This is a genomic window from Sphingobium sp. ba1, assembly GCF_000743655.1.
Classification (GTDB): Bacteria; Pseudomonadota; Alphaproteobacteria; order Sphingomonadales; family Sphingomonadaceae; genus Sphingobium.
In genome coordinates, this window is record NZ_JPPQ01000069.1 from 1,925,278 (window position 1) to 1,949,584 (window position 24,307).

The following is a 24,307-nucleotide window of genomic DNA, read 5'->3' on the forward strand; positions in this document are numbered from 1 at the left end:
TCCGAACTCGTCATCGACGGCGGCATGACCGCGCAATGATCGGCTGCGATGCTATCGGTCCGTTCGTCCTGAGTAGCCATTGAGCGAAGTCGAAATGGCGTATCGAAGGATTGGGCTAGGCGCAGATGCTTCGATACGCGCCTTCGACAAGCTCAGTCGCTACTCAGCACGAACGGTCATTTCAAAGTCAGGGACTTCAGGCCTAAGCCAAAAAAGACCCGGTCGCTCTCAAGCGGCCGGGTCAATTCCTACCCCCTCATGGAGAGCGAGTGGGCGGGACTAGCGCCTGTTTTCAGGTCTGGTGGATGATGGTGAAGGACCGGCTCTGGAAGAACCATTGCCCGTCGCGCTTTACCAGCTTGTCATTATAGCAAGCCCGCGCCCGCTTATCCTTGCCCGTCTCCGGCTCGGCATAGACTTCGGAGAAATAGGCCCGCGCCTCCGCAGTATCGCCATCGACGCGGATCATGCCGGGATTCACCAGGAAACTGAGTTGCGGATAATGCGGCATAGCGCCCGCCCACAGGGCAACGATCGCGTCCTTGCCCGACACGATGCCTAGCTCTGGATAATGGGACAGATCCCAATGGCTGTCCTCGACCCAGAGCGACGCCCACAGATCCTGATCGACGCGATTGACCGCATCGGCATAGGTTTCCAGCAATTCGCGGATCGCGATCCGGTCCTCGATCGGCCCGGTGAAATTGGCGGTCAAAACGCCTCTCCTCGATTATGTGTCAGCGCAGGATATGCCCTCGGCAACGCGCGGCAACCTGCCGGAAATCGCAGGTTTTAGCGACAAATCGTTTAGTGCGATGCCTTCACTTGCCCCGTTCGTTTCGAGCGAAGTCGAGAAACGCCGCGCAATGTTTCTCGACTTCGCTCGAAACGAACGGAGGTTGAGGATTTCAACCAGAACGTTATCACATTCTAACGGTAATCATCCCGCAGCAGGCGGCGCAATATCTTGCCCGATGGGTTGCGCGGCAGGTCGCTGCGGAACTCCACCGTCTTGGGGGCTTTATAGGCCGCGATCCGCTCGCGCGCCCAAGCGATGAGCGCAGCGGGATCGGGCGTTTTTCCCTCCACCGGCACGACGATCGCCTTGACCGCCTCGCCCCATTTCGCGTCCGGCACGCCGATCACCGCGACATCGGCGACGGCGGGATGGCTGTAGAGCGCATTTTCGACCTCCGCCGGATAGACATTCTCGCCGCCGGTGATGATCATGTCCTTTATACGATCCGCAAGGTACAAATAGCCATCGGCATCCATCCGGCCTGCGTCTCCGGTCCGCAACCAGCCCTCGGCATCCAGCGCCTGCGCCGTATCGTCGGGTCGGTCGAAATAGCCGATCATGCACGCCTGCGACGCAACCATGATCTCGCCAATCTCACCCGCCGGCAGCGTCTCGCCCGCCTCGTCCGCGATCCGCACCCGCACGCCGGGCAATGGCACGCCGATGCCGCGCATCCGCTCGCTCCCCTGCGGGTCGTGATCCTGCGGCGGCAGGCCGATGATCGTCCCCGCCGTCTCGGTCATCCCGTACATTTGCGCAAAGCCGCAACCGATCACCGCAATCGCCTGCCGCAACAGGTCGAGCGGGATCGCAGAGCCACCATAGCAGATGGTCTTGAGGAAGCTGAAATCCGTGTCGGCCGCCTGGGGATGATCGCACAATATGCGCAGCGCTGTGGGCACCAGCATGATCTTGGTAATGCGGAAGGTGACGAGCAGGTCCAGCACCCGCGTCGGGTCGAACTCGCGCACCACCACGCCGGTCGCGCCATGCTGCAAGGTCCACAGCCCCCAGCCCGATCCGCTGATGTGGAAGATCGGCATCGCGATCAGCGATACATCCTGCGCCGTCCAGCGATACCAGTCGGGCAGCTCCGCCGCAGGCACCGAGGCGCGCAGGCCGAGCAGGCTGCGGTTGGACAGCATCGCGCCCTTGGGGTTACCGGTGGTGCCTGATGTGTAGAGCATCAGCACAGCTTCGTCATAGCCGACATCGCGGCGCGGATCGGCGGCATCCTGCGCGTCGCGCCAGTCGGCAAAGAGCGGATGCCCCTCGCCCGCGTCGGCCAGCAGGATCGTCGCCCCGCTGTCCGCCACCCGATCGAGAAACTCCGGCTCCACGACGATCAGTTGTGGCCTTGCATCGGCGAGGATATAGGCGACCTCCGGCGGGGCGAGCCGCCAGTTGACCGGCACCATCACCAGCCCGGCCTTCACCGCACCCAGCCACAGCCCGAAATAGTCATCGCGATTCTTGCCGAGATAGGCGATCCGATCGCCCACGCCATAACCCGCCGCGATCAGGCCATTGGCCACCCGGCTCGCCTGTGCGTCGAGCGCCCCATAGCTCGTCTCGCGCCCTTCGAAGATCAGGGCGATGGCGTCGGGCGTCGCGGCGGCATGCGCCCTGACATGGTCCGCTACTCTGATCGCATCCGTCCCCATACACCCTCCATTGCGGGCCGCAGCATAGCGGCAAAAGCCGTGCCGTCCCCCTCTCACAATCGCTAAGGGTCATATCTTGAGTGCTAACGCCCCTGACGCTTTTGCCAGTGCAGCCCCGCTCCTTTGCCGATAAACAGGCGGGCAAATACCGTGTGAACAGGAAAGGATGCCGTCATGGACATTGGTCTGAAGGGGCGCAAAGCCATTCTCGCAGGCGCCAACGCCAGCATCGGCCGGGCCGTTGCCAAGGTTCTGGCCGCCGAAGGCTGCGACGTCGCGCTGTGCGGGCGGACGCAGGACAAGGTCGACGCCGTCGTGGCCGAAGTGCAGGCGCTCGGCGTGCGCGGCATCGGCGCGTCGGTGGACGTCACCGATGCGGAAGCCTTCCCCAATTGGGTCAGCAGCGCCGCGCAGGAACTGGGCGGCTGCGACATCTTCATTTCCTTCGTCTCGGTCAATCCGGGGGTGGACACGCCCGAAGCCTGGACCACGGTGCTGAACGGCGACATCTTGCCGCTGGTGCGCGGCATCCACGCGGCCCTACCCGCGCTCGAACAGTCGGATGCCGGGTCGATCGTCACCATTTCGTCCACCGGCGCGCTGGAGGAATTTATGGGGCCGCAGCCCTATAATGCGCTGAAGGCTGCAGTCATCAACTACAGCGCCGCGCTGGCGCAGAAACATGCGCCGCAAGGGCTGCGCGTCAATTGCGTCTCGCCCGGCCCTATCTACACCGACGATGGCCCCTGGGCCTATATCAAGAAGAATATGACCGATTTCCATGACGGCATCCTCCAGCAAATCCCCTTCGGCCGGATGGGCACGGGCGAGGAACTGGCCAAGGCGATCGCCTTCATCGCATCACCCGCCTGCCGCTACATGACCGGGGCCAACATCCTGATCGACGGCGGGATCACCAAGGGCGTGCAATATTAAGCGGGGACGATAGCATGAGCGAGACACAGCCCGCCCGCATCAATTGCGTGCTGATCGTCGGCGGCCTTTATCACGACATGGACTTCGCCCGGCTGGAGCTGTTGAAGTTGCTGGGCGAAGACCCGCGCGTGCGGACCCGCGTGTTCGAGGATTATGGTCATCTCGACGCCATTCTCGCCGCCGACATGCTCATCACCTATACGTGCGACGTCGTGCCGCCCCTGCCCGCGCAGGAAGCGTTGCGCCAATGGGTGCGCGATGGTGGCCGCTGGTATGCGCTGCACGGCACCAATTCGGTGCTGCGCCTGTTCGACAATGGCCTTTATGGCAGCCCGCGCTGGGCACCGTTGATGATGGAAACGCTGGGCAGTCAGTTCATCGCCCACCCGCCGATCGCCCCCTACCGGGTAGAGGTCGCCGACGCCGATCACCCGCTGACCCGCGGCATCGAACCGTTCGAAACGACCGACGAGCTGTATCTTATGGAACGGCATGGCGATCTCCATGTCCTGCTCGACACCGAATTTGCGGGCGAAGCGACCGGCTTCGACGAGCATCAATGGACGCAGGACCGGCACCCCGTCCTATATATCAAGGCGCAGGGCGAAGGCGCGGTCCTCTACAACACGCTCGGCCATTGCCGCAGCCATTATGACATGCAGCCCTTCCTCGACTGGTGGCCCACCATCGACCGCTGCGCCTGGGATCTGCCGGTGTTCTACGACCTGCTGCGGCGGGGCATTGCGTGGTGCAAGGGGGAGTAAATTACCTAAAATCCTCCCCTGGCAGGGGAGGTGGCAGGGCGTAGCCCTGACGGAGGGGTGTCGCGCTATCGATAGGGCGACACCCCTCCACCACTTCGTGGTCCCCCTCCCCTTACAGGGGAGGATTTAGCCCCCCGCTTCACCCCAACGGCTTGACCGGCAGATGCTCCGCGCCCGGAGCCTCGTCCGGCACCGCCACCTCGATCCATCCGTCCGCGCTTTCGCGCCAGGGGTAGAGTTTGAGCGCTTTATATCCCGCCCCGCCCAGACATTCGCCATTGTCCAGCTTGAAGCGCGCGCCGTGCAGCGGGCACATCACTGCGCCGCGCCGCACGCGGCCGCCCGGCGCCAGTTGCGCGGCGGCGTGGCTGCACCGGTTTATGAGGGCGTGAACCTGGCCCTCATCCTTGCAGAGCAGTACCGGCCAGCCATTGACGATGAAGGGCATCATCGCCCGCTCCTCGATCGCGCTGGCCTCGACCACCCGATGATAGCTTTCCGTCATGCGCGCGCCTGATCCTCTCGTGCGGCCTTGGTCGTCATCGTCCTATAGGCGTCCATGTCATGATCCACATCGCCAAGCAGCGTGACAAGCGCCATCACCCGCTTGAACGCCTGACCCACCAATAATTCCTCGGTCGTGCCGATGCCGCCATGCAATTGCACCGATTCTTCGCCGATATGCACCGCGCTCTGGGCGATATAGGCCTTGGCGCCGATGATCGCTGCCGCCCGCCCGTCCGCGCCAGCCCCCGCCGCGCGATAGAGTTGCGACCGGCTGAGTTCGAGCCGCGCATAGCAATCGGCCATGCGGTGCTGCAACGCCTGGAAACTACCGAGCGCCTGGCCGAATTGCTGCCGCGTCTTGAGATAGTCGAGCGTCGCGGCGAACATCATTTCCATGAGGCCGAGCAGTTCGGCGCTGACCGCCAGCCGTGCCTGATCCATCACGCCTGCCAGTTCCGCCTCGCCACCCGCCATCGGTTCTGCGGGCGTATCGGCAAAGCGAACATCGGCGGCATGCGAGCCATCGACCAGCCGATAGGGGTCGATGCTGACCCCCGGCGCGCCCGCCTCGACCAGATGCAGCGTCAGCGGTGCGCCGTCGCCTGCGCGCGCGGCGACGATGAACCGATCGGCATGGCCGCCGCCCAGCACCATCTGCTTGATCCCGCTGATGCGTCCCGCGGTCACCCGCGTCCGCAATCGGTCCAGGCCAAAACGCGCCTGCGTCTCGAACAGCGCCAAAGCGACGATCGCTTCGCCGCCGGTAATGGCGGGCAGCAGCGCGTCTTTCTGGTCCTGCGTGCCAGCCGCCGCCACCAGCCCCGCGCTCAGGATCAGCGCGGGCAGCACCGGCTCCACCGCAACGAAGCGCCCCAGCGCTTCCATCACCGTGATGATGTCCACCGGCGAACCGCCAAAGCCACCCGCTTCTTCGGGCAGCGCGAACGCCAGCAAGCCCGTTTCGGCCAACATCGCCCAATTGGCGTCGGCAAAGCCGCGCGGTTCGCGCAGATAGGCCAGCCGCTTGGCGGCGTCATAGCGGTCCGCCCCGAAACGCTGCACAAGGTCGCGAAGCATGGCCTGCTCATCGCTGAGATCGAAATTCAAGCCACCATCCCCCGGATTGTCATGGCTGGACCGCGCGCTGCGCCGTCCGGCTGTTGCTGTTTCATGACGCATTTATGCACGGGCAGCGGGCAGGGCGTGGACTGGATATTCCGCTAGTTTCCGCATGGGCGCCCCGCGCGCCTAAAACCTAACGCTAGTCATAGGTTTTTGTCGCTTGCCCGCACTCCCTGCCCATAATAGCATCCAGCGCATGGAGAGATCAGGTGACACGCTCGTCGCCCCCCGCAAGGATACCGGACAAGCCGCAAAAGTGGCGACCGATTTCCGTTCGGGCAGGCAGGTTCCAACCGCTATTTTCGCGCCCGCCGACATCAGGCCGGCGGCGGAGGCGTTGCGCGATATTGCCCGCGACCTGGGCAATTTCCGCGTCGCGGCCTGCGCCAATATCGCGTCGCGATCGCCGATGACCGATGCGGAAGGCGAAGTGCTGGCCAGCGCCGTGTTCGGCTGGCCCTCGACCAAGGAACAATGGTGGCAAAAGCCGCTGCTCGCGCTCAGTTCGCCCCTGCCCTTCGCCTGCCGCTACGAAAATGAACCTTTTTGGGCCAATGCCCATGGCATCCATACCCGCGCGCCCAATCCGTTACTCGACCAGATCGACCTCAGCCTCTTCGAAGGCGAAGTGAATGCCAAGGCGGTGATCGTCGTGCCGGTGCATATGTCCTTTGGTCAGATCGCCGCGATCAGCTTTTCGCCGATCAACGACAAGCGCGACGACCTGTCGCGCGAGTTCGATCTCTATAGCGACCAGCTCGAATATCATGCCCGGCGCTTCGTCAACGGCTATACCCGCGTCAGCAGCCAGCGCCCCTGGATTCCCAAAAATTGCCGCCTCTCCAAGCGCGAAGTGGAATGTCTGCGCTGGGCGGCGGTGGGCAAGACCGACGCGGAAATCGCGATGATCCTCAGCCGCAGCTGCGCCACCGTGCGCTTCCACATCCATAATGCCGCGATCAAGCTGGAGGCGGTCAACCGCAGCCAGACCGTGTTCAAGGCGACGCAGCTTGGCTATCTCGGCAATGTCGCCGCCGTCATGGTGCCGCATCTGCCGCATGAAACGCAGGCGTCGGCCGCCGCGAAATAAAGTTTCTCCCCCTGAGAAAATATACGGCCAGCCGGGCGACCGGCTGGCCCTTTTTTTGTGCCCGCGCGGCCAACGACGCTGCCAACCTATGCTTTCTTACAGAAGCCTTCGCCCGTTCCGCTTCCCATAGTGGCTCCACACAAGAATGAGAGGGCTTAGACGTTGGGCGCATCAGCGATAGCGCAGGGACTGTTTCGGGAAACACCCGAACCGACCCTGATCGGCGGCCGCAACCGGGATACGGGGCGGATCGTCTTTCCCTGCCCGGACGATGCCGCGCGCTGGGAGCCGATCGACCTGCCGCGCCGCGGCACGCTCTGGTCCTGGACAGTCCAGCGCTTTCGCCCCAAATCGCCGCCTTATATCGGGCCGGAAGCATTCACCCCCTTCGCCATCGGCTATGTCGAACTGCCGGGTGCGACGATCGTGGAAACGCAGATCGTGGGCGCGGACTTCGATAGCCTGACGATCGGCATGGCGATGGACCTGGTCACGACCGACTTCGCCATCGCCACCAATGGCGATGCGATCCGCCTCTACGCCTTTACCCCCGTCACGGAGGCCTGATCGATGCAGGACGTCTATATCGTCGGGATCGGTATCCACCCCTTTGGCCGCAGCGAGGGCTTGAGCGGCCTGCAACAGGGGGCCAACGCCGCCCGCGCCGCCATGGCTGACGCAGGCCTTGCCTGGCCGGACATGCAATTCGGGTTCGGCGGATCGGATTCGGCGGGCAATGCCGACACGATCGTCAACGAACTGGGCCTGACCGGGCTGCCCTTCATCAATGTCAAAAATGGCTGCGCCACCGGCGGATCGGCGCTGATCGGTTCCTGGCAGGCGATCGCGTCGGGCGCGCATGATGTCGGCATCGCCATCGGCTTCGACAAGCATCCGCGCGGCGCGTTCAACGCCATGCCCGCCGAATATAGTCTGCCCGAATGGTATGGCGAAGCGGGCTTCATGGTCACGACGCAGTTCTTCGCGATGAAGCTGCAACGCTATATGGCGCTGCACGGCATCAGCCCGACGTCGCTGGGCCGCGTCGCGGAAAAGGCGTTTCGCAACGCGGTCCATGCCGACCATGCCTGGCGGCGCGCGCCGGTCGATCTCGACACCATCCTCAACGCACCGATGATCAGCGACCCGCTGACCAAATATATGTTCTGCTCGCCGGCCGAAGGCGGCGTCGCGCTGGTCTTGGCCAGCGCCAAAAAGGCGCGCGAACTCGGCCGCGATCAGGTGCGGATCAAGGCGGCGGTCATCCGCACCCGCCCGCCCGGATCGTTCGAGGTCTTCGCCCCGTCGATGGACATAGAACGCGGCGGCGCACCGACCCTGCTCGCCAGCAAGGCGGCCTATGAGATGGCAGGCATTGGCCCCGAGGATATCGACCTCGCCCAGTTGCAGGACACCGAATCCGGCGCGGAAATCATGCACATGGCCGAAAACGGCTTTTGCGCCGACGGCGATCAGGAAGAATGGCTGGCCAATGGCTGGACCAATGTCGACGGTCGCCTGCCCGTCAACACCGATGGCGGGTGCCTGGCCTGTGGCGAGCCGATCGGCGCGTCGGGCCTGCGCCAGGTTTATGAAAATGCGCTGCAACTGCGCGGGCTTGGCGGCGGGCGGCAAGTGCCCGGCGATCCGCGTACGGCCTATTCCCATGTCTACGGCGCGCCCGGCATTTCCGGCGTGACCATTTTGGAACGATAAGATGGACCTAGATTTCTCCCCCCAGGATCAGGCCTTCCGCGCCGAAGTCCGCCGATTCCTCAACGATAATCTGCCCCAGCATCTGCGCGAAGGCATGCGCGCGACGCCGGGCGTGTTCGTGGAACCCGATATCGGTGGCGAGTGGCAGGCGATCCTGCGCGCCAAAGGCTGGCTCGCCTATAACTGGCCGACCGACTGCGGCGGCACCGGCTGGACGCCGATCCAGCGCTATATCTTTGAAAAGGAATGCGCGCTCGCCGACGCGCCCAGCCTGCCGGTGCTGAGCCTCAAGCTGCTCGGCCCGGTCATCTGCCATTTCGGCACGGACGAACAGAAAGCCTATTTCCTGCCCCGCATCCTGGATGGCACGGATTTCTGGTGCCAGGGCTTTTCCGAGCCCGGCTCCGGCTCCGACCTCGCCAGCCTCAAGACGCGCGCGGAACGTAAGGATGGCCACTATGTCGTCAACGGCCGCAAGCTGTGGACCACCCACGCCCATCACGCCTCGCACATCTTCTGCCTCGCCAAGACCGACCCGACCGCCAAGCCGCAGCGCGCGATCAGCTTTCTGCTGATCGACATGGCGCAGCCGGGCATCGAAGTGCGCCCGATCATGGGGCTGGCGGGCGACCATGAGGTGAACGAAGTCTATCTCGACGATGCGGTGACCCCCCTCGATCATCTGGTGGGCGAAGAAGGCCAGGGCTGGACCATCGCCAAATTCCTGCTGGAAAATGAGCGCGGCGGGGCCTGCCACGCCCCCAAATTGCTGTCGGACATCGCCAAGCTGCGCACCGCCGCCCTGAGCGAACCCGACGGCAAGGGCGGCTGCATGGCCGACGACCCGCATTATATGGCGCGACTCGCCCGCGCGGAACTGGAGGCGCAGGCGCTCGAAATGACCGAGATGCGGGTGCTGGCCGAAATGGCCAAGGGCTTGCCGCCCGGCCCACAAACCTCGCTGTCCAAGCTGGTCGCGTCCACCCTGCGCCAGCAGGTCGATGGCCTCGCGGTCCAGCTTTATGGCTATGCCGGCATTGCGCTGGAGGAACAGCGGCCGCTCTACGGCAATCAGGCGCCGCCTGCCCTCCATGGCAAGCCCGCGCAACTTGCTGCGCCGCGCTATCTTAATTCGCGCGCCTGGACCATCTTTGGCGGGACCAATGAGGTTCAACGCAATATCATAGCAAAAACGGTGCTGGGGCTGTGACCGCCACCAGAGTCGATCGACCAGGAGAGAATAGATGCAATTGAGCCGCGAGGCACTGATCCGGGCCTATCGTCAGATGAAGACGATCCGCCTGTTCGAAGAGCGTCTGCACGATGAGATCGCGCTGGGCGAAATCGCCGGCTTCACCCACCTCTATGCGGGCCAGGAGGCCTGCGCCGTGGGCGTATGCGAGCATCTGGGGCCGACCGACTATATCATCTCGACCCACCGGGGCCATGGCCATTGCATCGCCAAGGGCTGCGACGTCATGGCGATGATGAAGGAGATCTACGGATCGCGCGATGGCCTGTGCAAGGGCAAGAGCGGATCGATGCACATCGCTGATATGGGCGTCGGCATGCTCGGTGCGAACGGCATCGTCGGCGCGGGCGCACCGATCGCGGTGGGCGCGGGCATCACCGCCAAGAGCAATGGCACCGTCTCCATCGCCTTCTCCGGCGACGGCGCGTGCAATCAGGGCACGACATTCGAAGCCATGAACATGGCGGTGGTGCTGAAACTGCCGGTCATCTTCGTGTTCGAAAATAACCATTATTCCGAACATACCGGCGAAGCCTATGCCGTCGGCGCGGAAAGCATGACCGTCCGCTCTGCCGCGTTCGGCATGAAGGCGATCAAGGCCAATGGCATCGATTTCTTCAGCGTCTATGACGCGATGCGCGAGCTGATCGACTATTGCAAGGCAGGCAACGGCCCCGCCTCGATCGAGCTGGATTGCGAGCGTTTCTACGGCCATTTCGAGGGCGATCCGCAACGCTATCGCGGCCCCGGCGAACTTGACCGCATCCGCGAGGAGCGCGACTGCCTCAAGACCTTCCGCACGCGCGTTACCGAAGCCAAGCTGCTCGACGGGGCCGAACTCGACGCGGTTGATGCCGAAGTCACCGACCTGATCGACCGCGCGGTTGCCGAAGCGCAGACCGCCGCTCGCCCCACCGCTGCCGACGTCCTGGAAGACGTCTATATCAGCTACTGACGCCAGAGGGATCGACACATGGCTATCAAAATGATCCGCGACGTCATTCGCGACACGATCGATGCGGAAATGGAACGGGACGACAGCGTCATCATGCTGGGCGAGGATATCGTCGGCGGCCATGGCGCGCCCGGCGGCCCCGAAGCGATCGGCGGCATATGGGGCACGTCGGGCGGGCTATGGGCCAAATATGGCTCTGACCGCGTGATCGACACGCCCATTTCGGAAAGCGCCATCATCGGCGCGGCCTCCGGCGCGGCGCTGACCGGCAAGCGCGCCATTGCCGAAATCATGTTCGCCGACTTTATCGGCGTGTGCATGGACCAGATCTGGAACCAGGCGGCCAAGTTCCGCTATATGTTCGGCGGCAAGTCCAAATGCCCGCTGGTCATCCGCATGCCCTATGGCGCGGGATTCAACGCCGCGCCCCAGCATAGCCAGGTGATCCACCAGTTCGTCACCGCCATGCCGGGGCTGAAGGTCGTCATGCCCTCCACCCCTGCCGATACCAAGGGGCTGCTGACCCAGGCCATCCGCGACGATGATCCGGTGATCTTCCTTGAACATAAGGCGCTTTATGGCGTGAAGGGGGAAGTGCCCGATGGCGACTACACCATCCCCTTCGGCCATGCCCGGCATGTCACGCAGGGCGATGACATCACCATTCTCGCCACCGGCATGATGGTTGGCTTTGCCGAAAAGGCGGCGGCCCAGCTGGCCCAGGATGGCATCGGCTGTGACCTGCTCGACTTGCGCACCACCAGCCCGCTGGATGTCGAGGCGATCCTCGACAGCGTCGAGCGCACTGGCCGCCTGCTGATCGTCGATGAAGCCCCGCCGCGCTGCTCCTTTGCGACCGACCTGTCGGCGCTGGTGGCGCAAAAGGCGTTCGCCTCGCTCAAGGCGCCGATCGAGATGGTGACACCGCCACACAGCCCCGTCCCCTTCGCACGGGAACTCGAAACCGCCTATCTGCCCTCGTCCGACAAGATCGTGGCGGCGGCGGTGCAGCTCCTATCCTATCGGCGGGGATAAGCATATCATGGCCACTCTGCGCGCATATGCGATGCCCAAATGGGGCATAGAAATGACTGAAGGCGTCGTTGCCGAATGGATGGTTGCCGAAGGCGTGCCATTCAAGAAGGGCGACCTACTCGCCCTCATCGAAACCGACAAGATCACCAACGAGATCGAGGCCGAGGCCGACGGGATGTTCCCGCGCCTCATCGCCCAGCAGGGCAACACTTACGCCGTGGGCGAACTGATCGCCGTGCTGGCGGGACCGGACGATCAGGTCAGCGCCGACGAGGTCGATGCCTTTGTCGCCGGGTTCAAGCCCGCCGACACCAAGGTCGCGTCCAAGGCTGGTGCCGCCTCGCCGCCGCCCGCTACGCCGGAACCGGAACCAGCACCACAGGTCGCCATCGCCGACGATGCGAATATCAGCCCCGCCGCCCGCGCCTTTGCGCAGGCGAATGGCGTGGACATCACCGCGCTCACCGGCTCCGGTCCCAATGGTCGTCTGACCTTCCAGGACGTGCAGCAGGCAAGCCTGCCCCCGGTCGCGATCGGCGGCGGCGCGGCGGTGGACCTGACGCCCGTCGGCAACGCCTTGGGTGAGGTTTTCGCCAGCCCGCTCGCCAAGCGCCTCGCGGTGCAGCATGGCGTTGACCTAACGGGCATGACCGGCACCGGCCCCAAGGGCCGCATCGGCAAGGCGGACGTGCTGGCCAAGGTTAAACCCGTGGAAGCTCCCGCCGTTGCGCCCCCGGCCCCGGCCCCGGCAGCGGTCGACTTCGCCCGCCCGGCCGCAGGCAGCACGGAAATCGTCAAAATGTCGCCGATGCGCAAGGCCATCGCCAAGGCGCTGAGCCACAGCAAATCGACCATCCCGCATTTCTACCTGCGCTCGGCCGTCAGGATCGACGCGATCCTGGGCCTGCGCGCGCAGGCAAAGGCAGCGACCGGCGAAGCGCCCAGCATCAATGATTATCTCGTGCGCGCCTGCGCCCTGGCGCTCGCCCGCCATCCCGACGTCAATGTGCAGGTCCATGGCGATGAGATCCATCGCTTCGCCAGCGCCGACATCGCCGTCGCCGTCGCGACCGACAAGGGGCTCATCACCCCGATCGTGAAAGGCGCCGACACCCTCTCCGTCGCCGCCATCTCGCGCACGGTGAAGGCGCTGGCCGACAAGGCCCGCACCGGCAAACTGCAACCCGACGAGTTTCAGGGCGGCAGCTTTTCGATCAGCAACCTCGGCATGTTCGGCATCGACCAGTTCGATGCGATCATCAACCCGCCGCAGGGCGCGATCCTGGCCGTAGGCGCTGGCAACCGCCAACCGATCGAAATCGGCAACGCGCTGGCCTTCGCCACCATCGTCCAGCTCTCCCTCTCTTGCGACCACCGCGCGATCGACGGCGCAGTGGGTGCGGACTTCATGCGCACGCTCAAGGGATTGATTGAGGAACCGACGCTGCTGGTTGGGTAGGCGCCAAAAAACACCGTTCAGGCTGAGCCTGTCGAAGCCTCTTCCTTTCTTCAAGAAGGGAAACCCTTCGACAGGCTCAGGGCGAACGGACCGGGAAGCCAGCCCGGTTCGCTACCGCCCCGCCATCCAAGCCCGCGTCGTCGCCAACATCCGCGCCGCCCGTTCGTTAAGGTCCGGCCACCCCTCCCGCAACGCGATCGACCGTTCCTCGATCGCCACCGGCAACCCCTGCGGCATCGCGTCCAACAGCGCCTCGATCGGCAATCCCCCCGCGCCCAGCGCCACGCGCCCGTCGATCGCCTCGGTCAGGATCGCGTCCGCGTCGGCCGGGTCCGCGCCGGGGTCGGGCGCGTCGCATAATTGGACATAGCTCAGCCACGCGCGCGGCACCGCCGCCACCTCTGCCAACGTCCCACCCGACCGCCGCCAATGCAGCGCGTCGATCAACAGGCCCATCGCCGGATGATCAATCGCGCGCAGTATCGCGCTCGCCTGCCCGATCGTCTTAACCTCGGTAAAAATGCCGAATTCCAGATTGATGCGGATCGCATCGCCCGCCCGCTCGGCCAGCATCGCCAGCTTGTCGCGCGTCGCCCCGTCGTCGGGATCGCTGCTGACGCACAACACGTTCCGCGCGCCCAATTCCATCCCCACATCAACCAGCCGCAGATGATCGGGATCGGGCGGCCCCGGCTTGATCCACACCACTTCAATGTCGATCAGCGGCAGGCCCGTGTCGCGCAGCGCCGCCTTCACCTGCCGCGTCGTCGCATCCGTCCACTCCGCCGCCTCGAACCACATGCCGCCATAATCGAAACCGGCCCGTGCCGCTGCCTCCACCAATTGCAGCGGCGTCGCTTCGGGCATGATGCCCGACGCCATGCAGAGTGGTGGCAAACGGTCCCGCGTCACGCCCCGGCAGCAGCCATCGCGGCGGCAACCGACGCCTCGATATCCGCCTTGGTCGGATTGGCGCGCAGCGTCAGCCCGCCATTCACCTGCAAATTCTGCCCCGTCATGAAACAGGCGTCACTGGCCAGGAACACGCACGCCTCGGCCACATCCTCCGATGTGCCATAACGGCCCAGCGGATAGCCCTTGCGAAACGCATCCATCAAGCCTGGCACCGCCGCCGCATCCGCCGTCATCGGCGTTTCGGTGATGCCGGGCGACACGCTGTTGGCGCGGATGCCCATCGCCCCAAATTCATTGGCGACGGTGCGGACCAGATGGTCGGTCCCCGCCTTGGTCGCCATATAGGCGGCATGGTCGTGGAACATGATCGTCGCGGTCGCCGAACTGATCTGGATGATCGACCCGCCGCCGCGCCGCTCCATCGCCGGGATCAGCGCCTGGAAAAACTGGAACGGCCCGCGCAGTTGCAGCGCATACATGGCGTCCAGATCGTCCTGCGTCGTCTCCAGAAACGGCTTGAGCAATCCCCAGCCGGTCGCGTTGATCGCAATATCGACCCCGCCCAGTGCTGCTTCGGTGTCGGACACCGCCATATTTATGCTCTGCTGGTCGGTCATGTCGCAGGCGACGGCCACCCCGCCAATCTCGTCGGCAAAGGCGGACAGCGCGTCGGCCTTGCGCCCCGCCACCGCGACCCGCGCCCCTTCGGCGGTCAGGCGGCGGGCGATGACCTGCGCCATATTATCCTTGCCCGCAGCCCCAACCACCAATGCCGTCTTGCCGTTCAACCTGCCCATCATCTCTTCCTTCGCACATCTATTTTACGCGCCAAGGTAACGGGCCGGGACGACGCACCAAACTCGGCTTTATGCTAGGCAACCCGCCCCAGCCCGGTGAAGCCCGCGCCGACGAAGTCCACCATCCGCTCGACCATCGCGTCCAGATCGCTGGAACTGAACCGGCCGCCCGACTGGCGATCCAACATGCCGCTTTCGGCCAATATATGCGTGATCATCGCCTGGAAGAAGAAGAAGCCCCACTGCACATCGCCCTCGTCCATCTCCGGGTGCAGCGCGCGCAAAGCCTCGACATAGGCGGCGATCACATCGTCGAAATGCTGGCGAAACGGCGATATGAACGCTTCCTGCTGCGGCATGTTCGCCACCAGCGCCATCAGCCGGATATAGTTTTTCCACCCCGCCCCGCCGCGCATCGATCGGTCGACGATGGGCGTGATGAAGGCGCGGATGATCGCGCGGCGGCGCGTCGCCTGATCGCCCGCAACCTGCCGCGCCTGCACCAGCGCGTCCGCCATGCCCGCGACATGCGCGTCGGCCCGCCGGTCGATCACCGCCCCGAACAAATCTTCCTTCGACCCGAAATGATAATGGGTCAGCGCCACCTGCACCCCGGCCTGCGTCGCAATGTCGCGCAGCGACACGCCATGATAGCCCCGGATCGAAAAGAGCGACTCCGCCGCGTCCAATATTCTGGCCGCCGTATCGGGTGCCCGCCGCCGATCGAGTTTCGGCACCGCCGCCCCCTCCGGCCCACCTGTCGTTTCCGCTAGTTTCAACGCTTTCCTGCCCATCGGACAGCTATGGCGAAGATATTGACAGGCAGCAACCGATCGGAGTAAATTTAGTCGATCGTTCAACTAAAAAATAGCGAGAGGGCATCATGACCATCGAGTCTTTCCTGGGCCGCGCGATTGCCGCCTATGATCCGCCCGTGCGCGGTGACCGTATCACGGGCGAACGCTATCATGAGAAACGCTGGGCCGACGCTGAATGGGCGCATGTCTGGACCAAGGCTTGGCATATCGGCGGCATGGCCGCCGACCTTGAGGAAGCGGGCGATTTCCTGACCCATAATATCGGCCGGGAATCGGTGGTCATGCTCTGCCAGGAGGATGGATCGGTCAAAGCCTTCTACAATGCCTGCAAACATCGCGGCTATCGCCTCGCCTGGACCGAAGTCGGCGGTTCCCCCTTCCTCACCTGCGGCTATCATGGCTGGAAATATGCGCCAGACGGCACGCTCGCCCATGTCCAAGACCCCGATGATTTCCCCGGCGGCTCACCCTGCGGCAAGGTGAAGCTGGAGGAAATTCCCTGCACCGTCTGGGGCGGCTTCGTCTGGTTCACCATGGATCGCGATGCCGCACCGCTCAAGACATGGCTGGGCGCTGCGGGCGAACAGCTCGAACAATGGCAGATGGGCAAGATGACGCGCGTGCTGGCGCTCAGCTCCGACGTGCCGTGCAACTGGAAGATCATCCGCGACAATTTCAACGAAAGCTATCACCTCCCCAATCTCCACCCGCAAATTGCCGGGTCGATCGATGACGCGCTGGAAGGCACCATCTTCGAGATGAACCCCGAAGGCCATAATTGCATGATCATGCGCGGCCTCAAGCCATCGGGCCGCTATCCCACCTCCGACATCCTCGAAATGCCGCTCGCCCAGGCGCTTGAATATTGGGAACTGGACCCCAAGGATTATGAAGGCCGCGCCAGCCAGGCGCGCGACGCCATCCTCGCGCAAAAGCGCAAGCTCGGCGCGGAAAAGGGCTATGCCCATTATGCGACCATGGGCGACAGCGAGATTGTGGATTATCACCACTATACGCTCTTCCCCAACATCACCTTCACCATGTGGCCGGACGGGTTTCAGCTATTGCGCTCCGAACCGCACCCGACCGACCCGGAACGCTGCATCTTCGACCATTGGTTCATGGCCCATGAAATGCCCGGCAGCGACGTCGTGATGGGACCGATGGGGCCGACCCCCTTCCAGCATGTCGAGCGTGAAAAGATCGAATTCGGCACCAAGTCGCTGGGCGATGTCGCCGATCAGGATATGAGCGTGGCGATCGGCCAGCAACTCGGGCTCCATTCGCGTGGCTTTACCGGCGGCATCCTGCCCAATCAGGAAAAGCGGGTGCAGATGTTCCATGAAAAGCTGAACGACGTCTGCGGCATCCATGACTGATCCCGCGCTGATCGACGTCCTCGTCGCCAAGCAGCAGATCGCCGACCTGACGGCGGCCTATTGCCGGGGCGTCGATCGCGCCGATGCGGCGTTGCTGGGTTCGCTTTTCCACCCGGACAGCCATGTCGAAAGCGGCCCCTTCAACGGCAGCGGCCAGGATTTCGCCCGCGAAATCTGCGCCATCGTCCGCACCGTCTTCACCCAGACCAGCCACGCCAATGCGCATCAATGGGTGGAGGTCGACGGTGACAGCGCAAAGGGCGAAACCTATGTCACCGCGCTCGCCACCCCGCGCGGGCAGGAGGGCGACCCCGTCCATATGCTGACCGGCGGCCGCTATCTCGACCGCTTCGTCCGCACCAACGGCACCTGGCAGTTCATCGAACGGCGTTTCGTGTGCGACTGGGTCGTCCGCCAGCCCGCCGGTGGCGGCGACGACCTTTATGCCGGTTTCCTGCGCGGCGCGCAGGGACCGTCCGATCCCGTCCATAGCCTCTGGGGAAACAGCGCATCATGACCGCCTCCGTCAATCGCCGTTTCCTCCTCGTCTCCCGCCCCGACGGTTCGCCGCGCGAAAGCGACTTCCGGTTGGAGGACAGCCCGGTCCCCACGCCCGGCCCCGGCGAAATCCTCATCCGCAACCAATATGCCTCGCTGGACCCCGCGATCCGTGGCTGGCTCGACGATGCGCCAAGCTATCTGCCCCCGATCGCGATCGGCGATCCGGTGCGCGCCTCCACCATCGGCACGGTCGAAGCCAGCGGCGTCGATCGCTTCAAGCCGGGCGATTGGGTCATGGGGCTGAACGCGATCGAGGAATATAGCCTCGTCACCCCCAATGACTTCATGCACCCGATCGACGTGTCGGCGGCTCCGTCTGTCACCAGTTACCTTTCCGCCATGGGCGCGGTCGGTCTCACCGCCTGGTTCGGCGTCAGCGACGCGATGCAGCCCCGACCTGGCCAGACCGTGCTGGTCAGCGGCGCGGCGGGCGCGGTCGGCTCGATGGTCGGGCAACTCGCCAAGCTGCGCGGCGCGCGGGTCGTCGGCATTGCCGGGGGCGCGACCAAATGCGCGCGATTGACTGATCGCTACGGCTTCGACGCGGCGATCGACTATCGCGGCAAGGACGAAGCAGCGCTCGCCGAAGCCATCGCCACGGCCTGCCCGGACGGCATCGATCATGTCTTCGAAAATGTCGGCGGCGTCTGCCTCGACGCGGCCTTGCGCCACATCAACCAGGACGCACAAATCCTTTTGTGCGGCCTCATCTCCGAATATAATGGCGCGCCCCACGGCGCGCGCAACATCTGGCAGCTGATCGTCAAGACCGCCACCATGCGCGGCTTCCTCATCGCCCGCTATGCCGACCGCTTCCCCGAAGGCAGCCAGGCCATCGCCGCGCTGATCGGCGAGGGCAAGCTGGTGTTCGACGAACATATCGAACAGGGCATAGACAACGCCTACCCCGCCTTCATGCGCCTCTTCGACGGCACCAACGACGGCAAGATGATCCTTAAACTCACCTGAAATCCGGCGGCGTAAGGGGGGGCGTTGCGCAATGCGCACCGCCCCCCAATTTCGTCATCCCCGCGAAGGCGGGGACCCATCTCCCAACCCAAAATCAGGGCGATAAGGTGGGAGATAGGCTCCCCCCCTCACACCCGCAAAATCTGCTTCCCCCGGTTCGCGCCCGTGAACAGCCGCGCCAACGCCGCCGGGGCCGCTTCGAACCCCTGCTGCTCATCGACCTGCCATTGCAGCCGCCCCGCCAGCACCAGCGCCGCCAGCCGATCGCGCATCGCGCCCCAGCGTGGCTGTTCGTCCAGGATAATGAACCCTTCCATCCGCGCGCGGCGCAGGATCAGGTTGAAATAATTGCCTGGCCCGGCAATCTCGCCGCCCTGCTCATAGCGACTGATCCCGCCGCACAGCACCACCCGCGCGCCGATCGCGAGTCGGCCCAGCATCGCGTCCAGCACCACGCCGCCGACATTGTCATAGACGATGTCGCATCCCTTGGGGGCTAGTGCCTTGAGCTGCGCCGCGACCTTGCCCTCGCGATAGTCGATCGCCGCGTCGAACCCGGCCTCCTGCGTCAGCCAGGCGCATTTTTCCGCCCCGCCCGCAATGCCGATGACATGGCAGCCCGCGACCTTGGCCAATTGCCCTGCGACCGATCCGGTCGCCCCGGCGGCGCCCGACACCACCACGACATCGCCCGCCACCGGGCGGCCGATCGCGTGAAAACCGTGCCAGGCGGTCAGGCCCGGTATCCCCAGCACCCCCAGCATAGCATGGGGCGGCAGGTCGGGGTGGCAGACATCGAAGCCCTCGCCATCGCTCACCAGATATTCGGTCCAACCGGTCATGCCGGCAACCATCGTGCCGACCGGCCAGCGGCCATCCCGGCTCTCGACCACCTCCGCGACGCCCATGCCGCGCATCACATCGCCCAGCTCGATCGGCGCGACATAGCCGCCGAAATTCTCCATCCACCCCTTTTGCGCGGGCTCGAAACCCAGCCAGCGCACCGCCAGCAGCATCTCGCCTTCGCCCGCCACCGGCATTGGCACGTCGGCTAGGCGAAAGTCGCCATCAGCGAGCGCACGCCCGACCGGTCGGTCCGCCAATTGCCATTGCCGCATCATCGCCTTCTCCATCGTCACGCCTTGCCCAAGATGATCTGCGCCGCGCGCCAGCCCAGCGCCATGGCAGGCGCATTGGTATTGCCGCTAATGAGACGCGGCATCACCGAACAATCGGCCACCCGCAGCCCCTCGACCCCATGAACCTTCAACGCTGGATCGACCACCGCATCGTCCGCCGCGCCCATCCGACACGTCCCGACACCATGCAATCCACTGGTCGACAGTGACCGGAAACTCTCCAGCAGCGCCGCATCCTCCTGCACCGCCGCGCCGGGAATCAGCTCCTCGCCGACATCGCTCGCCAGCACCGCTTGCCCCACATAAGCGCGCATCAGCCGGATCGCCGCAATCGCCGAACCTTTGTCCGCTTCGCTGTCCAGCCAGTTGGGCGTGATCGCCACGCCGTCCCCAGGTTCGCGCCCGCGCGCCTGCACTTCCCCCTCGCTGCTCTGCCGCAGCAGGCTGCCCGACACGGTGAGACCGGGCCGCTTGTCGATATTGCCGAGCGGCACGGCATCGTTGGCATCGCCCAGCGCAAACATATAGCCGCTGAGGTACAATTGCAGGTCGGTGCGCGGTCCCGTGACCCCGGTGGACAGGAACGCCCCCACCTCGAACGGCCCGGTCGCCATCGGCCCATCCCGCCGCAGATAATAGCGCGCGACCGACGCCATCAGCCCCAACCCCTGATAGCGCCCCTGAATGCCACTGTTCCGCCGCAAGCGGAACGGCATGGAATAAGACAGATGTTCCAGCATATGCCGCCCGACATGGACATTATGATGCCGCACCGCGATCCCGGCGGCGGCCAGCGCATCGCCATCGCCGATGCCCGACCGCTGGAGTATCTGCGGGCTTTCGATCGTCCCAGCGCAGACGATCACCTCGCCATCGCAATCCACGCTGAACGACCCGCGTTCGCCATGGAGCAGTTCGACCGCGACCGCCCGGCCATTGGACAGTCGCACATGGCGCAGCAGCGTGTCGGTCATCACCTTGAAATTGCTGCGCTTCATCGCTGGGCGCAGGAATATCTTGGCCCCGCTCTCGCGCCGCCCATTACGGATATTATGGCAATAATAGCCGACCCGATCCCCGACCACGCTGTTGAGGTCATCGGTACGCGGCAGGCCCATCTGTTCGCCCGCCGCGATCAGCCGCTCGGCCAGCGGATAGCGATAGGTGCGCGGCGTCACATGCACCGGGCCGCCTTCCCCGCGCAATGCGCTCCCGCCCAGCCCATGATCCTCGATGGCGCGAAAGGCGGCGACCATCGACCCGGCATTCCATCCGGTCGCGCCCGCCGCTTCCCAATCGTCATAATCCTGCGGCTCGCCCCGGCTCCAGATCATGCCGTTGATCGCCGACGATCCGCCCAGCCCCTTGCCCCTGATCCACATTTCCTGCGCCGGTTCGTCCGGGCGGCGCGGCTGGGCGACCGGATAGGCCCAGATATGCGCCGGGTTCGACACCAGCTTCGCAATCCCCTTGGGCATGGCGATCAGCGGCGACCGGTCCGGCCCGCCCGCCTCGACCAGCAGCACCCGGTTGCGTGGATCGGCCGACAATTGTTCGGCCAGCACGCAGCCGGTCGATCCCGCGCCGATGATGATATAGTCGAACCGTTCGGGCAGGTCGGCCATGCGTCGCTCCTCTGCGCTGTGGGGTCAGGCCTTGTCGCGATGATCGCGCTTGATCTTCTTGGCCAGGCTCCATTTATGGACTTCGGTCGGCCCGTCATAGATACGGAAGGCGCGGACCTCGCGGAAGATCTGCTCGACGATCGTGTCGCCGGTCACGCCCGTGCCGCCCATCACCTGCACGCATTTGTCGGCGATCCGCATCAGCGCCTCGGACACTGCCACCTTCGCCATCGAGCTTTCGACGGTGCCGAGCGATCCGCCGTCCAGCACGCTGGCGCACCAATCGATCATCAATTCGCTTTGCTGAATATCGATCAGATTTTCCGCCAGCATGAAGCCGACACCCTCATGATCGACCAACGGCTTGCCGAACGCCATCCGGCGGCAGGCATAGTCCGCCGCAATCTCGTGCGCGCGGATGCACCCGCCCAGCCAGCGCATGCAGTGCGACAGACGCGCGGGCGACAGGCGGATCTGCGCATATTTGAACCCTTCGCCGCTCTGCCCCAGCATCTGGTCGGCGGGCACGCGCAGATTGTCGATCGTCACGATCGCATGGCCGCCTGGCATCGAACTGTCGATCGTGTCCAGCACCCGCTCGATGCGGATCGCGGGATCGGGCAGGTCCACCAGGAACATGCAGGCGCCGTCATCGGACTTGGCCATGACGATCCCGACCATCGCCCCCTGCGCCCCGGTGATGAACGCCTTGCGCCCGTTGATCACCCAATGATTGCCATCGCGCACGCAGGTCGTCTGCATCATCGACGGGTCCGACCCCGCCCCGCCATCGGCCGCCGGTTCAGTCATGAAAAAAGCGGAACGACCACGCCCGTCAAGCAAGGGGGCAAGGAAATGCGCCTTCTGCTCCGCCGTGCCGACCTTGCCCAGCAGATACATATTGCCCTCGTCCGGGGCCATGGTGTTGCAGGCGAGCGGCCCCAGCGGCGAGAGGCCGGACTTGATCAGCACGGTCGCCGTCTCGCGCTGGGTCAGGTGCGATCCGTCGGGCAGGACATGGGGCGTCAGCACGCCCGCCGCCCGCGCTTTCTCGCGCAATTCCATCACCAGTTCATCGCTCGGCCCGTGAAAACCGCAACGCGGATCGCCTTCATAGGGCGGAACAACGGTACGGACGAACGCTTCGACCCGATCGGCTATTTCCTGCGCGCGCGGCGTACTGAACATGGCTTCTATCCTCTTGGATCAGTTGAACTGGATCGGGCGCAGCGGGTCGTTCCCGTCGAAATCCTGCGCGGCCCGCGCCACCATGGCGTAAAAATCGGTCAGCTGCGGCACCGGCGCATAGAGTTCGGTCATATGTCCCTGCGCCGCGACCGTATCGACAAAGGCGAAGACGAAACCGTCATTCATCTCCGCCCGGCAGGCGAGATCATGGCCCGCCGCCGCGAAGTCCTTGATCGCTACATCCACATCATCGACGAACAGCGCGACATGGTGCAGCCCCTGCGCGCCGGGCTGCGCGAACATGTCGCGAAAGGCGGATGGCCCTTCCCCATTTTGCTGCACGAACTCGATCATGATATCGCCCCACTGGCCATAGGCGGAGCTATGGTCGAGCGGCCGCTCCATCCCGCGATGGACGCAGCGCCGCAGCGGGATATGATCGGCAATGAAATAAGGGCCGGACCCATGGAGCCGATGATGCGCCAATGCGGCAAGGCGCACGTCCGGCACGAAATAGGCCAATTGCCGGATCGCCAGCCGGTTCATCAACGGCCTTGTCCCTGCGCCGTCCGCCGCCCGATCGCCGCCAGTTCGGGCAGCGTATCGACCAGTGACTGCGCTTCGGGCGAGGATGCCGTGCCCCGCGTCATCCGCCCCTTGATGCCATGAATGATCGCCGCGAACCGAAACATGTTGAAAGCGAGGTAGAAGGGCAGATTGTCGATCCCGTCCCGCCCGGTGCGCGCGCAATAGGCCGCGACATAGTCCGCCTGAGACGGAATATTCAGCGCCACCAAGTCCGCACCCTTGAACCCGCCGATGATGTGCGGCGGCAGGTGATACATCATCAGATTATAGGTGAAGTCCGCCAGCGGATGGCCGAGCGTCGATAGCTCCCAATCCAGCACCGCCAGGATGCGCGGCTCGGTGGGATGCCAGATCATATTGTCGGCGCGGAAATCGCCATGGACGATAGTCGTCTCATCGCCTGCGGGAATCTGCCCCGGCAACCAGTCGGCCAGCCAGTCCATATCGTCGTTCCGCCCCGCCGCCTCATCCTCGCGATATTGCCGCGACCAGCGCGCGATCTGCCGCGCGAAATAGCTACCTGGCTTGCCATAGTCGCCAAGGCCGATCGCCTGAGGATCGATCCCGTGTAACTGCGCGATCGCGGCGTTCATCGCGTCGAAATAGGCAGGCCGTTCCTGCGGCGTCAGCGCAGGCAGGGTCGAATCCCAGAAGATGCGCCCCTCCACCATGTCCATGACATAGAAGGGCGTGCCGATGACCCCGGCATCCTCGCACAGGCCATGGACCGGGGCGACCGGAAAGCCCGCCTGCCCCAGCGCTGCCAACACCCGATATTCCCGCTCTACCGCATGCGCACCGGGCAACAATGTGCCCGGTGGCTTGCGCCGCAGCACATAGGCGCGGGTCGGCGTCACCAGCCGATAGGTCGGGTTGGACTGGCCGCCCTTAAATTGTTCGACCGACAGCGGCCCGGTATAGCCAGCGACATGGGCGTGCATCCACGCATCGAGCGCCGCGACGTCGAACCCATGGCCCGCACGCACCGCGCCGGTCCCTCCGAATCGCTCCTGCCGGTCCTCGCTCACG

General features: G+C 64.6%; 24 protein-coding genes. 12 read left to right on the forward strand and 12 right to left on the reverse strand.

Translation table 11 applies throughout. The features are described from left to right. Positions 1-292: 292 nt before the first annotated feature. Both IL54_RS12390 and IL54_RS12395 read right to left on the reverse strand, forming a co-directional pair. A complete protein-coding gene (locus IL54_RS12390) occupies positions 293-715 on the reverse strand; it encodes a nuclear transport factor 2 family protein (RefSeq protein WP_037476050.1) in 423 nt (140 codons plus the stop codon). 215 nt (positions 716-930) lie between these two features. Further along, positions 931-2,463: a long-chain-fatty-acid--CoA ligase gene (locus IL54_RS12395; RefSeq protein WP_037476052.1), complete on the reverse strand. Its 1,533-nt coding sequence runs from the start codon at positions 2,461-2,463 to the stop codon at positions 931-933. Between the two features lie 174 nt (positions 2,464-2,637). Between IL54_RS12395 and IL54_RS12400 the strand changes: the two genes are divergently transcribed. Together IL54_RS12400 and IL54_RS12405 are read left to right on the forward strand one after the other, a co-directional pair. Then, positions 2,638-3,399, forward strand: coding sequence for an SDR family NAD(P)-dependent oxidoreductase (locus IL54_RS12400; RefSeq protein WP_037476054.1), 762 nt, complete (start codon positions 2,638-2,640; stop codon positions 3,397-3,399). 14 nt (positions 3,400-3,413) lie between these two features. Then, entirely contained in the window at positions 3,414-4,163 is a 750-nt protein-coding gene (locus IL54_RS12405) for a ThuA domain-containing protein (protein ID WP_037476056.1), read from the forward strand. Between the two features lie 139 nt (positions 4,164-4,302). Here the strand turns inward: IL54_RS12405 and IL54_RS12410 are convergent, their stop codons facing one another. Both IL54_RS12410 and IL54_RS12415 read right to left on the reverse strand, forming a co-directional pair. After that, positions 4,303-4,668, reverse strand: coding sequence for a Rieske (2Fe-2S) protein (locus IL54_RS12410; protein WP_037476058.1), 366 nt, complete (start codon positions 4,666-4,668; stop codon positions 4,303-4,305). Next, positions 4,665-5,849, reverse strand: a complete 1,185-nt coding sequence (locus IL54_RS12415; protein ID WP_052027677.1) for an acyl-CoA dehydrogenase family protein — start codon at positions 5,847-5,849, stop codon at positions 4,665-4,667. Before IL54_RS12415 ends, IL54_RS12410 begins: the two co-directional genes overlap by 4 nt. A 139-nt stretch (positions 5,850-5,988) precedes the next feature. Between IL54_RS12415 and IL54_RS12420 the strand changes: the two genes are divergently transcribed. The 7 genes from IL54_RS12420 to IL54_RS12450 all read left to right on the forward strand — a co-directional run bounded on the left by IL54_RS12420 (position 5,989) and on the right by IL54_RS12450 (position 13,299). After that, positions 5,989-6,882, forward strand: a complete 894-nt coding sequence (locus tag IL54_RS12420; RefSeq protein WP_037476060.1) for a helix-turn-helix transcriptional regulator — start codon at positions 5,989-5,991, stop codon at positions 6,880-6,882. Positions 6,883-7,044: 162 nt separating this feature from the next. Then, a complete protein-coding gene (locus IL54_RS12425; RefSeq protein WP_037476062.1) occupies positions 7,045-7,449 on the forward strand; it encodes a Zn-ribbon domain-containing OB-fold protein in 405 nt (134 codons plus the stop codon). A 3-nt stretch (positions 7,450-7,452) separates the two neighbouring features. After that, positions 7,453-8,598, forward strand: a complete 1,146-nt coding sequence (locus IL54_RS12430; RefSeq protein WP_037476063.1) for a thiolase family protein — start codon at positions 7,453-7,455, stop codon at positions 8,596-8,598. A gap of 1 nt (position 8,599) precedes the next feature. Next, on the forward strand, positions 8,600-9,808 hold the full coding sequence (locus tag IL54_RS12435) for an acyl-CoA dehydrogenase family protein (RefSeq protein WP_037476064.1): 1,209 nt from the start codon (positions 8,600-8,602) through the stop codon (positions 9,806-9,808). 34 nt (positions 9,809-9,842) lie between these two features. Next, entirely contained in the window at positions 9,843-10,805 is a 963-nt protein-coding gene (locus tag IL54_RS12440; RefSeq protein ID WP_037476065.1) for a thiamine pyrophosphate-dependent dehydrogenase E1 component subunit alpha, read from the forward strand. 18 nt (positions 10,806-10,823) lie between these two features. Then, positions 10,824-11,840, forward strand: coding sequence for an alpha-ketoacid dehydrogenase subunit beta (locus tag IL54_RS12445; protein ID WP_037476066.1), 1,017 nt, complete (start codon positions 10,824-10,826; stop codon positions 11,838-11,840). Positions 11,841-11,871: 31 nt separating this feature from the next. Then, positions 11,872-13,299 carry a dihydrolipoamide acetyltransferase family protein gene (locus IL54_RS12450; RefSeq protein ID WP_337587989.1) on the forward strand — a complete coding sequence of 476 codons (1,428 nt, stop codon included), beginning with the start codon at positions 11,872-11,874 and terminating at the stop codon, positions 13,297-13,299. Positions 13,300-13,410: 111 nt separating this feature from the next. Here the strand turns inward: IL54_RS12450 and IL54_RS12455 are convergent, their stop codons facing one another. The 3 genes from IL54_RS12455 to IL54_RS12465 form a co-directional block, all read right to left on the reverse strand. Beyond that, on the reverse strand, positions 13,411-14,211 hold the full coding sequence (locus IL54_RS12455) for a sugar phosphate isomerase/epimerase family protein (protein WP_156106204.1): 801 nt from the start codon (positions 14,209-14,211) through the stop codon (positions 13,411-13,413). Further along, positions 14,208-15,011 (reverse strand): SDR family NAD(P)-dependent oxidoreductase, encoded by an 804-nt coding sequence (locus IL54_RS12460; protein ID WP_037478553.1) that lies wholly within the window; start codon positions 15,009-15,011, stop codon positions 14,208-14,210. Before IL54_RS12460 ends, IL54_RS12455 begins: the two co-directional genes overlap by 4 nt. A 74-nt stretch (positions 15,012-15,085) precedes the next feature. After that, positions 15,086-15,790, reverse strand: a complete 705-nt coding sequence (locus tag IL54_RS12465) for a TetR/AcrR family transcriptional regulator (protein WP_162182227.1) — start codon at positions 15,788-15,790, stop codon at positions 15,086-15,088. Between the two features lie 104 nt (positions 15,791-15,894). Here IL54_RS12465 and IL54_RS12470 point away from each other — a divergent pair, with 104 nt between their 5' ends. From IL54_RS12470 to IL54_RS12480, 3 genes are read left to right on the forward strand one after another with little or no spacing between them, the layout of a single operon-like run. Then, on the forward strand, positions 15,895-17,208 hold the full coding sequence (locus tag IL54_RS12470) for an aromatic ring-hydroxylating oxygenase subunit alpha (protein ID WP_037476070.1): 1,314 nt from the start codon (positions 15,895-15,897) through the stop codon (positions 17,206-17,208). After that, positions 17,201-17,725, forward strand: a complete 525-nt coding sequence (locus tag IL54_RS12475; protein ID WP_037476071.1) for a nuclear transport factor 2 family protein — start codon at positions 17,201-17,203, stop codon at positions 17,723-17,725. The genes IL54_RS12470 and IL54_RS12475 overlap by 8 nt, the downstream gene beginning before the upstream one ends. Continuing rightward, positions 17,722-18,738 carry an NADP-dependent oxidoreductase gene (locus tag IL54_RS12480; protein WP_037476073.1) on the forward strand — a complete coding sequence of 339 codons (1,017 nt, stop codon included), beginning with the start codon at positions 17,722-17,724 and terminating at the stop codon, positions 18,736-18,738. The genes IL54_RS12475 and IL54_RS12480 overlap by 4 nt, the downstream gene beginning before the upstream one ends. Before the next feature lie 128 nt (positions 18,739-18,866). On the opposite strand, the gene IL54_RS12485 is transcribed toward IL54_RS12480, so the two are convergent. From IL54_RS12485 to IL54_RS12505, 5 genes are read right to left on the reverse strand one after another with little or no spacing between them, the layout of a single operon-like run. Further along, positions 18,867-19,871, reverse strand: a complete 1,005-nt coding sequence (locus IL54_RS12485; protein WP_237748871.1) for an NADP-dependent oxidoreductase — start codon at positions 19,869-19,871, stop codon at positions 18,867-18,869. A gap of 2 nt (positions 19,872-19,873) precedes the next feature. Next, positions 19,874-21,502 carry a GMC family oxidoreductase gene (locus IL54_RS12490; RefSeq protein WP_037476075.1) on the reverse strand — a complete coding sequence of 543 codons (1,629 nt, stop codon included), beginning with the start codon at positions 21,500-21,502 and terminating at the stop codon, positions 19,874-19,876. Positions 21,503-21,526: 24 nt separating this feature from the next. Further along, positions 21,527-22,690, reverse strand: coding sequence for an acyl-CoA dehydrogenase family protein (locus tag IL54_RS12495; RefSeq protein WP_037476077.1), 1,164 nt, complete (start codon positions 22,688-22,690; stop codon positions 21,527-21,529). Between the two features lie 18 nt (positions 22,691-22,708). Next, complete coding sequence (locus IL54_RS12500) at positions 22,709-23,236, reverse strand: VOC family protein (protein WP_037476079.1); 528 nt, start codon at positions 23,234-23,236, stop codon at positions 22,709-22,711. Next, entirely contained in the window at positions 23,236-24,306 is a 1,071-nt protein-coding gene (locus IL54_RS12505; protein ID WP_037476081.1) for a phosphotransferase, read from the reverse strand. The genes IL54_RS12500 and IL54_RS12505 overlap by 1 nt, the downstream gene beginning before the upstream one ends. Position 24,307 lies beyond the last annotated feature (1 nt).